This is a genomic window from Actinomadura sp. SCN-SB (assembly GCF_043906805.1).
In the GTDB taxonomy this organism is placed as follows: Bacteria; Actinomycetota; Actinomycetes; order Streptosporangiales; family Streptosporangiaceae; genus Spirillospora.
Map to the genome: position 1 here is coordinate 1 of NZ_JBIMPP010000023.1, position 12294 is coordinate 12294.

The 12294-nt window shown below is 70.2% G+C and carries 10 protein-coding genes and 1 pseudogene; 4 read left to right on the top strand and 7 right to left on the bottom strand.

What is annotated here, in order from left to right:
• A pseudogene (locus ACGWYJ_RS16930) lies at positions 1-388 on the bottom strand (hypothetical protein); the annotation flags it as partial.
• A 204-nt stretch (positions 389-592) separates the two neighbouring features.
• Between ACGWYJ_RS16930 and recA the strand changes: the two are divergent.
• The 4 genes from recA (at position 593) to ACGWYJ_RS16950 (ending at position 6435) form a co-directional block, all read left to right on the top strand.
• Entirely contained in the window at positions 593-1684 is a 1092-nt protein-coding gene (gene recA, locus ACGWYJ_RS16935) for a recombinase RecA (RefSeq protein ID WP_285694933.1), read from the top strand.
• 825 nt (positions 1685-2509) lie between these two features.
• Entirely contained in the window at positions 2510-3010 is a 501-nt protein-coding gene (locus ACGWYJ_RS16940) for a regulatory protein RecX (protein WP_395106943.1), read from the top strand.
• Between the two features lie 456 nt (positions 3011-3466).
• Complete coding sequence (gene rny, locus ACGWYJ_RS16945; RefSeq protein WP_395106944.1) at positions 3467-5041, top strand: ribonuclease Y; 1575 nt, start codon at positions 3467-3469, stop codon at positions 5039-5041.
• A gap of 152 nt (positions 5042-5193) precedes the next feature.
• Entirely contained in the window at positions 5194-6435 is a 1242-nt protein-coding gene (locus tag ACGWYJ_RS16950) for a glycerophosphodiester phosphodiesterase family protein (protein WP_395106945.1), read from the top strand.
• Here the strand turns inward: ACGWYJ_RS16950 and ACGWYJ_RS16955 are convergent.
• The 6 genes from ACGWYJ_RS16955 to ACGWYJ_RS16980 form a co-directional block, all read right to left on the bottom strand.
• Complete coding sequence (locus ACGWYJ_RS16955) at positions 6432-6950, bottom strand: Clp protease N-terminal domain-containing protein (protein ID WP_395106946.1); 519 nt, start codon at positions 6948-6950, stop codon at positions 6432-6434. The genes ACGWYJ_RS16950 and ACGWYJ_RS16955 overlap by 4 nt on opposite strands.
• Positions 6947-7162, bottom strand: coding sequence for a helix-turn-helix domain-containing protein (locus ACGWYJ_RS16960; protein WP_395106947.1), 216 nt, complete (start codon positions 7160-7162; stop codon positions 6947-6949). Before ACGWYJ_RS16960 ends, ACGWYJ_RS16955 begins: the two co-directional genes overlap by 4 nt.
• A gap of 85 nt (positions 7163-7247) precedes the next feature.
• Positions 7248-9212 carry a S9 family peptidase gene (locus tag ACGWYJ_RS16965; protein ID WP_395106948.1) on the bottom strand — a complete coding sequence of 655 codons (1965 nt, stop codon included), beginning with the start codon at positions 9210-9212 and terminating at the stop codon, positions 7248-7250.
• Positions 9213-9505: 293 nt separating this feature from the next.
• On the bottom strand, positions 9506-10498 hold the full coding sequence (locus ACGWYJ_RS16970) for an amino acid ABC transporter permease (RefSeq protein ID WP_395106949.1): 993 nt from the start codon (positions 10496-10498) through the stop codon (positions 9506-9508).
• A complete protein-coding gene (locus ACGWYJ_RS16975; RefSeq protein WP_395106950.1) occupies positions 10495-11196 on the bottom strand; it encodes an amino acid ABC transporter permease in 702 nt (233 codons plus the stop codon). The genes ACGWYJ_RS16970 and ACGWYJ_RS16975 overlap by 4 nt, the downstream gene beginning before the upstream one ends.
• Before the next feature lie 175 nt (positions 11197-11371).
• Complete coding sequence (locus ACGWYJ_RS16980) at positions 11372-12241, bottom strand: glutamate ABC transporter substrate-binding protein (RefSeq protein WP_395106951.1); 870 nt, start codon at positions 12239-12241, stop codon at positions 11372-11374.
• Positions 12242-12294 lie beyond the last annotated feature (53 nt).

Below are 12294 nucleotides of genomic sequence, written 5' to 3' on the forward strand. Positions count from 1 at the left end.
CTAAGTCACCCGGATCCTGGCCGGGGGACAGAGGCCGCCACACGCTCTGCGGTGTCAGTCCCGCGAACGTGTCATGCCAGCCGGGCAGCTCGTGCGCCCGCCGATAGTCGTCCGGATGCGTCATCAGCAGCGTGCCCCGCTTCTTCAGGAGAGCGGCCATCGCCGCGTACTCCGCGCTGGTGAGCATCCAGCCGCGGTACCAGACGGGCCCGAGGTCCCTGGGGACGGCCCGTACCGCCGCCTCGGCGTCACCGCGCCGCAGCGCCTCGTGGTCGATCAGGGCGATCTCGCCGTAGTGATCCCGTACGGCGGCGGCCTCGCGGGCGAAATGGGGGTCAACGCGCCGGGGGCTGAGCGGATCGACGCAGAAAAGGACGGTCAGCGTCATGATGGAACCCTCCGTCGACGGCGCCAGGTTACGGGGTCCGCCATGCCGAGCGCACGGAGATTCGGCGGCCGGATCCGCGGCGGATCCGGTGTCCCGGACCATGATCGAACGGATGTTCGGTAAAGTCGGGTCGGGAACTGTCGGTGGCGCCCCGTAACGTCGCCTCCGACACCGAAGGACAGACGACAAAGGGGCGATCACCTCATGGCAGCGAACGATCGGGAGAAGGCCCTCGAAACCGCACTGGCCCAGATCGAGCGCCAGTTCGGCAAGGGCTCGGTCATGCGGATGGGCGACGAGGCGCGGGCACCGGTCGAGGTGATCCCCACCGGGTCCATCTCGCTCGACATCGCCCTCGGCATCGGCGGCCTGCCGCGCGGCCGGGTCGTGGAGATCTACGGCCCCGAGGGCTCCGGCAAGTCCTCCCTCGCCCTGCACGCGGTGGCCAACGTCCAGAAGAAGGGCGGCATCGCGGCGTTCGTCGACGCCGAGCACGCCCTCGACCCCGAGTACGCCCGCAAGCTCGGCGTCGACATCGACAGCCTGCTGGTGTCCCAGCCCGACACCGGCGAGCAGGCCCTCGAGATCACCGACATGCTCATCCGCTCCGGCGCGATCGACCTCGTCGTGATCGACTCGGTGGCGGCGCTGGTGCCGCGCGCCGAGATCGAGGGCGAGATGGGCGACAGCCACGTCGGCCTGCAGGCCCGTCTCATGTCGCAGGCCCTCCGCAAGCTCACCGGCGCGATCAACCAGACCAAGACCACCGCCATCTTCATCAACCAGCTCCGCGAGAAGGTCGGCGTCATGTTCGGCTCGCCCGAGACCACCACCGGCGGCCGCGCGCTGAAGTTCTACGCCTCCGTCCGGCTGGACGTGCGCCGGATCGAGACCCTCAAGGACGGCACCGAGGCGGTCGGCAACCGGGTCCGGGTCAAGGTCGTCAAGAACAAGATGGCCCCGCCGTTCCGGGTCGCCGACTTCGACCTGCTCTACGGCCAGGGCATCTCCCGCGAGGGCGGCCTGATCGACCTGGGCGTCGAGCACGGCTTCGTGCGCAAGTCCGGCGCCTGGTACACCTACGACGGCGACCAGCTCGGCCAGGGCAAGGAGAACGCCCGCAACTTCCTCAAGGCCAACGCCGACATGGCCGACGAGATCGAGAAGAAGATCAAGGAGAAGCTGGGCATCGGCCCCCGCGTCGACAAGGAGGCCGACCCCGCGCCCGCCGAGGCCGCCACCCCGCCGGCGCCCGCCCCCACCCGCAAGGGCAAGACCCCCAAGCCCGGCGACTGACCACCGCGACCACCCGGCGGAAACCGCGCACCCGCGCACGACGGCGATTCGCGCTGGAGGCGTATGTCACCGAGGCCGATCGGCAACCTACATGTGACGTCACTCCCTGACGAGGATTCCCCCGATCAGGGTGACTCCTGACGGAGGTTGGGGAATGATCTCGTTTGCAGGGCGGCGGCGCCCTACCCGGCACCGGCCGGTCGGTGCACGGACCTTCCCCTTTGGCGCCGCCGCTCCCACGGGCGGTGTCCCCGTCCAGGCACGTCCGGGCACCCCCACATGACCCGCCCGAGCGATCAGCGCCCGCCCGAGTCGCAAGAACCGCCGCCGTTCGGGTCGGGTGAGAGCGCCGGTGCGAGCGATGCCGAAGTGAGCGATGCCGGGGTGAGTGGGTCGTCGGAAGAGCGAGGGTTTCCCTGGGACGGGTGGGAAAGGGCGGGTCAGGGTGGTCCTTTCGGGGCTGAGTGGGCTCGCAAGGCGTGGACGGGTGAGCCCGCTTCGGCGCCGGAGGCAGGCGGCTCTGAGGATCGCGCGGGTGGCTCGTCGCGTGCGGGTCGGTCGAGGAGCGAGCGTTCGGGGCGCGTGCCCGGTGGTGGGGGCGGTCCGGCGGCGGGGGATGAGCGGGAGTCGGCAGGTGGGGGCGGCCCGCGGGCGGGGCGGTCCGAGAGTGTTCCGCGGGCTGAGGTGCGTGCGGGGAGTGCTCGGGAAGGTGATCAGAGCGTTTCCTCGGGGGACGGCCGTGGCGCGAAGGAAGGCGGCGCGGGAGGCGTTGCGCAAAGAAGCGGTGGGCGGACGCGGCGCCGGGGTGGGGCGGCGGACGGAGATGTGGAGGGGCGGGCCCGGGAGGTCTGCCTGCGGTTGCTCGGGGCGGCGCCGCGGACCCGCGCTCAGTTGGAGGACGCGCTGCGACGGAAGGGGATTCCCGACGAGGTCGCCGAGCGGGTGCTGGGCAGGTTCAGCGATGTCGGGCTGATCGACGACGAGGCGTTCGCGCAGGCGTGGGTTCGGTCGCGGCACACCGGGCGCGGGCTGGCGCGGCGGGCGCTGGCGGGGGAGCTGCGGCGACGCGGGGTGGCCGAAGAGACCGTCCGGGACGCTGTGGAGGGCCTGGACGCCGACGAGGAGGAACGGACCGCGCGGCGGCTGATCGAGCGGAAGGCGGCATCGACGCGGGGCGTCGAGCCGGTCAAGCGGATGCGGCGGCTGGTCGGTGTCCTGGCGCGCAAGGGCTACCCGCCCGGGCTGGCGTACCGGGTCGTCCGGGAGGTCCTGGAAGCGGAGGGGGACGACGTGGAGGGTCTGCCCGACGTGGTGGATCTGGAGTGAGCCCCGTGGCGTGGAGCGACACGCCGGGAGGTGACGGGGTGTCGGGCGAGGGGCGGTGGTGTTCATGGCCGCCGAACGTCCCAGGTCGGGGCGTCCTGGGATGCGGTAAGCGATTCCTCACGCGTCCGTTTGGTTAGTCCGGAATGCCCGGGGTTTGCTTGCTCATTACCTCCGTGCCGCTTACCGTTACGGCAGTGAGGAATTACTCCGCGCACTGCGGATTGCCATACGACCGAACACGTTCGCGCAGCTGAGAGGCATAGAGGACAGACGTTGGCCGACCTCGGTGGAGGACGGGCCGCGGGCTCCGGGTACGGCTCACCGCCGTCCTGGCGCTGTGGCGTACCCGCCGCGGGGCGTTGTCAGGCGTGCGGCGGTCCGGCCGAACGCGGGTAAATCCTCGCAGAGCAGGGCTCCGATCTCGGCGGGGCCCGCGGGCGAGGAAGGGTCTGCCTCATGGAGAGCGTCCTGCTGGGTGCCGCGCTTCTGGTGACCCTGGTCGCTCTCGTCATCGTCGTGTTGCGGCGTCCCGGCACGCCCGCCGGGTTCGATCCGGAGGAACTCGGCCGGGCGCAGCGGGACGCCGACGAGATCAGGTCGGACGCCCGGTCGCAGGCGCAGGAGATCCTCGCCAAGGCGGAGGCGCAGGCCCGGCGGATCGGCAGCGACGCGCGCGGCGAGGTGGAGAAGGAGGCCCGCGCGCTGCGGGAGGACCTGCGCGTCCTCCGCGAGGACCTGGAACGCCGGGAGGCCAGGCTCGCCGAGCGCGAGCAGCGGCTGGACGGCGAGGTCCGCCGCCTGGAGGAATGGTCCGAGCGGCTCCTGGAGTCCAAGAAGGCGCTGGAGGCCCGCAAGCGCGAACTCGGCGAGATGGAGGAGGAGCGCCGCCGGGTGCTCGAACGCGCCGCCGGGCTGACCGCCGAGGAGGCCAAGGCCGAGCTGGTCGCGGCCATGGAGAACCAGGCCAAGCGGGAGGCCATCCCGATCACCCGGGAGATCGAGAACGCGGCCAGGGCGGAGGGCGAGAAGCGCGCCCGCAAGATCGTCACCCTGGCGATCCAGCGGGTGGCCAGCGAGCAGACCGCCGAGTCGGTGGTGTCGGTGCTGCACCTGCCCGGCGACGAGATGAAGGGCCGGATCATCGGCCGCGAGGGGCGCAACATCCGCGCGTTCGAGTCCACCACCGGGGTCAACCTGATCATCGATGACACGCCCGAGGCGGTGCTGCTCAGCTGCTTCGACCCGGTGCGCCGCGAGGTCGGCCGGCTGACGCTGGAGAAGCTGGTGCTGGACGGCCGGATCCATCCCCAGCGGATCGAGGAGGTCTACGAGCGCAGCCGCGCGGACGTCGAGCAACTGTGCGTGCGGGCCGGTGAGGACGCCCTGGTCGAGCTGGGCATCACCGAGATGCACCCGGAGCTGATCACGCTGCTGGGGCAGTTGCGCTACCGCACGTCCTACGGGCAGAACGTGCTCAAGCACCTGATCGAGTCCGCCCATATCGCCGGGATCATGGCGGCCGAGCTGCGGCTGCCCGCCGAGCTCGCCAAGCGCTGCACGCTGCTGCACGACATCGGCAAGGCGCTCACCCACGAGGTGGAGGGCAGCCACGCCCTGATCGGCGCGGAGATCGCCCGGCGGTACGGCGAGCATGAGGACGTGGTGCACGCCATCGAGGCGCATCACAACGAGGTCGAGGTCCGCACGGTCGAGGCGGTGCTCACCCAGGCCGCCGACGCGATCAGCGGCAGCCGTCCCGGGGCGCGCCGCGAGTCGCTGGAGGCGTACGTCAAGCGGCTGGAACGGCTTGAGGAGATCGCCCGGGAGAAGCACGAGGGCGTCGAGAAGGTCTTCGCGATGCAGGCCGGCCGTGAGATCCGCGTCATGGTGAAGCCGGACGCGGTGGACGACATCCAGGCCCAGGTGATCGCCCGGGACATCGCCAAGCAGGTGGAGAGCGAGCTCACCTACCCGGGCCAGATCCGCGTCACCGTCGTCCGCGAGTCCCGCGCGATCGAGTTCGCCCGCTGACCCTCCAGTCCGCTGACCCTCCAGTACGGCTGATCCTCCGGCCCGCTGATCCGCCGTCGCTGACCTGCCCGGGATGTTGCGGGTGGTGTTCTGTGATGTTCATGTGCGCGTCCGGGACGGGTCATCGGCGCAGATCAACATCATTCCCCGACATGAGCGGAGGAATGATGACGAACAGGATCGCGGTGCTCGGAGCCGGTGTGGGGCTGGCGGTCTCGGCGGTGGTCATGAGTGTGGGGAGCGCGCAGGCCGGGGCGGACCGCGCGGTGGTCGTCGGGCACCGTGGGTCGCCGGGGCAGGCGCCCGAGGAGACGGCGGCCTCCTACGAACGGGCGCTCGCGGAAGGGGCGCAGGTGCTGGAGGCCGACGTGCAGCTCACCTCGGACGGGCGGCTCGTCCTGGTCCACGACGACACGCTGGCCAGGACCACGGACGTGGAGACCGTCTACCCGGACCGGTCGCCGTGGCGGGTCGGGCAGTTCACGCTCGACGAGATCAAGAGGCTGGACGCGGGTTCGTGGTTCGACTCGCGTTACAAGGGGCAGCGGGTGGCGACGCTGCAGGACCTCCTGCGGATCAACCGCGGAAGGGCCGGGCTGACGCTGGAGCTGAAGTCGCCCGCGAACAGCCCCGGGGTGGCGACGAAGCTGGCGCAGGAGCTCAACGCGGCGAAGCTGACGGACGGGGCCACGCTCAAGTCGGGCGCGTACCGTGTCCACGTCCACTCCAGGGACGAGGCGGCGCTGAGGGAGTTCCATGCGGCGGCGCCCAAGGTGCAACTGTCGTACCTCTCCGGGGGCGCGATGCTGAGCGACGCCGACCTGGACCGGTTGTCGGGGTGGACGGTCAGCGTCTACGCCCATCCCCGGGTGACGAGTGCCGCCGACGTCAAGCGCGCGCACGCGAAGGGGCTGAAGGTCGTCAGCGACCCGGTGGACAGCCCCAAGGAGATCGGCATGGCGGTGAACCAGGGCTACGACTGGGTCGTGACCAACTTCCCTGAGACGGTCCGCCGCGTCCTGGACAAGCGGAAGGAGACGTTCCGGGACGCGCGGGGCGTGGTCGTGGACAGCGTGTTCCCCGACCCGGGCGGCGATGACGTGCAGCCCGAGACGGGGGAACACGTCGTCCTGCGCAACACGACGTCCCGCGCGGTCGCCGTGGGCGGGGGCTACCTGCGGGACCAGGCGGGCAACCTGCTCACCATCGGTGCCGGCTACACGATCCCGCCGGGCAGCCTGCTGCGGGTGTACGTGGGCCCCGGGACGAACCGTCCCGGCGCCTACTACAACGGCCGTACGGCGGGCTTCCTCAACAACACCGGGGGCGACACCATCTCCTACTTCGGCCCCGACCACGCCCTGCTCGACATCGGCTCCTACATGGTTCCCTAGGCGGCGCCGAGGGCGGTCCAGAGTGTGCGGAGGTCGATGTTGTGGCTGCGCAGAATCTGGACCGCCTTGTTGCGGCGGTCGGCCAGCAGCCCCCAGAGAAGGTCTTCACGGGATGCCGAAGGGTGGCCATGGCGGCGAGCAGCCCACAGCGCGACTTCCAGGGTCTTGCGGGCGGCCTCATTGAGGGTCACCTGCGTCCCAGGGCCCGTGAGCGTCACCCGCAACGGGAGGAAGGGGGAACGCCTAAGCCTCCACAGGGAGGGATCGTCCAGGCGCAGGGAGGTGGCCTCTGACGCACGCCTGTGTACGTCATCGACGTCGATGCCCAGGGTCGCGAGAAGGTCCCTTTGAGACCGTCCAGCGAAGTCGGGGGTGAGGTCGAGCCCGGCTATGGGGCCGTCTTCGAGGAGTGCGTGCAGCAGAGGGCGGGTGCCCAGCGTCGGGCCTTCGGTGAGCAGGCCCGCGCGGATGAGGGCGTGGCGTGCGGACGGGTCGAACGAGGCGAGCGTCATCATGCCAGGCGCCTCGCGTGCTTCTTGTGGACGGACTGACGCCGCACCCCCAGCGCGGACGCTATGGCCTGCCAGGACCAGCCTTGGGCACGCGCGTTCGCGACATGGAGCGCTTCCAGTTCGTCGGTGAGCCGGCGCAGGGCGGCCACGGCGCCCAGGCCCGTGGCCGGATCGCGGCTGTCCACGGCCTGGGCGAGTTCGGTCATCGTCGTCATGCTGTCAGCCTAGGCTGACATGGCCGATGTGTCAGCCTAGGCTGACACAGTTCCTTCCGCGACCGCGTGAAGGCCCATGCGAGGGTCAGCCCACGATGAGGTCGATGGGGTCCACTCCCTGCGGCTTGAAGCCCAGCGTCTGGCCGTAGAAGGCGAGCTCCGCCTCCAGGCAGGCGATGACGGTGTCGGCGCGCCGGAACCCATGGCTCTCGCCCTGGAACGTCAGGTACGCGTACGGCGTCTTCTTCGACGCCAGCGCGAGCGCGAACCGCTCGGACTGGTCCGGCGGGACGACCGGGTCGTCCATGCCCTGCAACAGCAGCACGGGGCAGGACGTGTCATCGGCGCGGTTGAGCGGCGAACGCTCCTCGTAGGCGCGCTCGAACCCGGGCAGGGGGCCGATCAGCCCGAACAGGTAACGCGACTCGAAGTCGTGCGTGGCCTCGGCGAAGCCCTTCAGGTCGCTGATGCCGTAGTAGGACGTGGCGGCCTTGAACACGTCGGTGGTGGTGATGGCGGCCAGGGTCGTCCATCCGCCCGCGCTGCCGCCGCGGATGGCGATTCGCTCAGGGTCGGCGATGCCGGCGTCGACGAGCGCCTTGGCGGCGGCCACGGCGTCCTCGACGTCCACCACGCCCCACTGGCGGCGCAGGCGTTCCCGGTACGCGCGGCCGTATCCGGTGGAGCCGCCGTAGTTGACGTCGATGACGCCGATGCCGCGGCTGGTGAAGAAGGCACGCTCCAAGCTCAACGTGCGCGACGCGCGGCTCGTCGGCCCCCCGTGGATGAACACCACGTAGGGAGGCAGCTCCCCTTCCTGCCCCGCGTACTCCGGGTTGGACGGCGGGTAGATGTTGGCGTGGACGGGACGTCCGAAGGGGCCTTCGATCTGCTCCGCGCGTGCCTTGGGCAGGTAGGCGATGTCGGGCAGCTCCGCCAGCTCACGGCGCAGCCCCTCCACGCGCCCCGTGGTGGTGTCGATGCGCACGACCGACGGCGGGACGGTCATGCCCCCCGCTATGCCGACGATGGTGGAGCCGTGCGCCGACAACGACAACTGCCAGTCGTCGTAGGGGACCTCCAGGTCGACCAGCTCCAGGGTGTCCGGGTCGTAGATGCCCAGGCGCTGGTCGCCCTCCCCGTGCAGCACGGCGAGCCGGCCGTCCTCAAGGAGCGCGTAGGGCATGCCGCCCAGCTGCCACAGCGGCCCGGCGAACTCCTCCTCCGCCGGGTAGAGGGCCTGCGGCGACTCCCCGTGGAGACCGACCTGGTAGATGTTCCACCAGCCGGGCCAGTCGGAGATGACGTAAAGCGAGCTGTCGTCGCGCCACAAAGGCGCCAGAGCCGACTCGTTGAGACCGCCCTTGACAGTGCGGGGCGCGACGGCCTGCCCGTTCTCCAGCGCGGCCACACGGATCTCCGTGCCGTCCCAAGGCATCCTCGGATGGTTCCACTGGACCCAGGCCAGATGCCCGCCGCTGGGAGACGGGGTGGGGGAGGCGTAGAAATCGGCTCCGGTGACGAGCTCACGGATCGCGGACGCGTCAGCGGCGGCGCTGCCGTCCAGGGGGACGGCGACAATGGCGCGGCGAATCCCGTCAGGCGTGTGCCCCTCGCAAACGCACCACACCTCGGAGCCGTCCGGGGAAAGCGTGTAGTCGGCATAGCGAAGCCCGCCGGGAAGAGCCGGCTCAGGGGTCAGCGGGCGCGGCTTGGGGTCGCCCGGGTCAAGGCGATGCAACCGCTGGTCCTCGTAGTTGGAGAACACGATCGCAAAGCCCTCGCCGGTGCGGACGGGCAGATAGGACCGTCCGCCGTACTCATGCACCCGGGTGCGGGCGTCCCACGGAGCCTGCAGGAGCTCGGTGCGGTGACCGCCCTGCAGGTGGATGACCGTGGTCCGGCCGCCTTCCTCTGGTCGGGTCTCCTGCCACCACACATCGCTGTTATGGACGGTGGGAAAACTGAGGCGCAGCCGGGCGCGAGCGACGTCGGCGGCGGATATGGGGGAGGGCCAGGAGCCGTAGGGAAGGGTCGCACGAGCGGTCATATGCGAATCGTCCCGCATACGGGGATCCGTTGGGGCCATGACGGGGCAGTTGACCTTGGAAAGATACAAGCCGTTCACAGGGTGAGCGACCGCCAGGGCACCTCGCCATCGGCCGCCAGGGCGCCTTCCCTCGGCCGGCCGGACAGGTAGCCGAGTCCCCTTCCCACGCCGCCCCAGCGGCCTTCTCAGCGATCGGGGAAGGCCGGTGCCACGCCCGCCCTCGGAGCCGCGGAGACGGATGGGGCCACCGCATCACGCGGTGACCCCATCCGGCCGTTCCGTACGGGCGCCGATCAGGTGCTCGGGGTCTGACCGGCGACGGACATGCCGGCGGCGGGCGGCGCCCCGGTGCCGGTGCCGATCGTCTTGGCGGCGGTCCTGCGGCTGCGCCGGCTGCGCGCCTCGAGCCGGTTCGCCAGCATGCTGATCAGCATGTTGATCGCGATGTAGATGACCGCGACCACGATGCCCGCCTGCAGCACGTTGTTGCCGTAGTTCGCCGGGATCTGCTTGAACCCGGCCTGGAGCAGCTCGGCGTAGGCGATGATGAAGCCGAGCGCGGTGTCCTTGAGCAGCACCACGAGCTGGCTGACGATCGCCGGCATCATGACCGTGATGGCCTGCGGCAGCAGCACCAGCCGCATCACGCCGTTCTTGCGGAGCCCGATGGAGTAGGCCGCCTCGGACTGCCCCTTGGGGATCGAGTTGATCCCGGCCCGGAACACCTCGGCCAGCACCGACCCGTTGTAGAGCACCAGCCCGAACACCACGGCGGCGAACGCCGGAACCGTGATCACACCGGCGTTGATCTCGACGCCGAAGATCCAGCCGAAGGTGTCCACCATGACCCGCTGGAAGGTGCCGAACGGGGACTGGGCGATCACCGGGCTGATCTTGTTCGGGATGAAGAACGCCAGGAAGATCAGGATCAGCAGCGGGATGGCGCGGAAGAACTCCACGACCGCGCCCGCCGGGATCCGGATCCACCAGTGGTCCGACAGCCTGGCCAGCCCGAACACCACGCCGAACAGCAGGGCCAGGACCGAGGCCACGGCGGCGGCCTTCAGCGTGTTCCACAGGCCGGGCAGGATCAGGTTCGTCCAGACGTCGCCCTCCAGGAACGGGCTCCACAGCGAGCCCTCCCACTGGCCGCGCGTGTCCAGCCGCCACGCCAGCGCGACGATCACGGCGAGCAGGATCAGCCCGGACACCACGGTCAGGACCCGGTTGCGGGCCCGCGCCCGCGGGCCCGGGATGTCGAACAGGACGTTCGCCTCGCGGCTCATCGCGCCACCGCCATCCGCTTGGCCAGCCAGCCGAAGAAGAAGCCGGTCGGCAGGGTCAGGACCATGAAGGCGATCGCCACGCCGATGAACAGCGGCAGCGCCCCGCCTTGGAAGGACGGCTGGTCGAGCAGGGTCTTCATCACCGTCGCCGCCTCGGCGTAGCTGGCGGCGCTCGCCACCGTGGTGTTCTTGATCATCGCGATCAGGATGCTGCCCAGCGGCGCGATCACCGAGCGGAACGCCTGGGGCAGGATGATCAGCCGCAGCGACTGGAAGAAGGACAGGCCGATCGAGCGCGCCGCCTCCGCCTGGCCGAGCGGCACCGTGTTGATGCCCGAGCGCAGCGCCTCGCAGACGAACGCGCCGGTGTACCCCGACAGCCCCAGGACCGCCCACCAGTAGTAGCTGGTGGAGGTGTCGTCGGAGAACGTCAGCGCGAGGATGTCGTTCAGGCCGAGGCTGCACATCAGCAGCACCAGGGTCAGGGGGGTGTTGCGCAGGACGTTGACGTAGACGGTGCCGACCGTCCGCAGCACCGGCACGGGCGAGACCCGGAAGGACACCAGGATCGTGCCGATGATGAGGGACAGCACCGCCGAGAGGGCCGCCAGGCGGATGGTCGCCCAGAAGCCGTCGAGGAGCTGGTCGCGCTCGTCGAAGACCGAGCTGAAGTTGAACAGGTCGAGTAGCTGATCCATGAGGTTCCAGCGGGGGTCGGGACGTTCGGAGCGCTCCCCGGTCGGGTCGTCCGGGGAGCGCTCCGGAACGCCGGACCTCGCCTGCGCCAGGCACGGGTCCCGGCCGGTGCGCGCCGCCGCGGGACGCTTGCGGGCGGGCGGCGGGCACGGCGGCCCGGCCGGGAACGGGCCTGGATCAGGCGCAGCCCTCGAACTGCGGGACGGTGGTCTTCAGCTGCAGGCCGGTGCCGGCGAAGTGCTTCTCCAGGAGGGTCTTGGCCGTGCCGTCCTGGTACATCTTGGTGAGCGCCTTGTTGACCGCCTCGCAGGTCTCGGTGTCACCCTTCTTGATCCCGACGCCGTACTTCTCCTCGCTGATCGGGTTGTTGATGACCTTGAACTGGCCCTTCTGGGTGTTGGCGAACCCGGCCAGGATCAGGTCGTCGGTGCTCACCGCGTCCAGCGCGCCGGCCTTGAGCTTGGCGACGCACTCGGAGTAGCTGGAGGCGTCGACCAGCTTGACCCCGGAGATGGCCAGCTTGCCGTCCGGCGGGCCCTCGGTGACGCGGCGGAACGAGTTGGACCCGGCGGCCTTGCACAGCCGCTTGCCCTTGAGGTCCTGGGCCGTCTTGATGTCGTCGTTGTCGGCCAGGACCATCGTGTCCTGGGCGGCCACGTAGTACGGACCGGCGAAGGTGACCTGCTTCTTGCGGGCGTCGGTGATGGAGTAGGTGGCGACCACCAGGTCGACCTGGCCGCCGCCGAGGAACGACTCGCGGTTGGCGGAGACCGTCTCCTTGAAGGTGATGCCGCTCTCGGGGACGCCCAGTTCCTTGGCGATGTACTTGGCGACGTCGACGTCGAAGCCCTCGAAGGTGCCGTCGGGCTTCTTCAGGCCGAGCGCCGGCTGGTCGTACTTGATGCCCACGACCAGCTTCTTCGAGTCCTTGGCCTTCTGGACGACGGTCGTGGCCTGAGTGCTCTCGGTGTCGCTTCCACACGCGGTCAGGGCCATCGCCAGCGCGGTCGCCGCGCCGATGACGGCGCCGAAACGACGTACTCGCATTGCTCGTTCTCCCTCTGCTTCTGCCGGTGCCTACTGCCTGGGCCGCGGCTCGG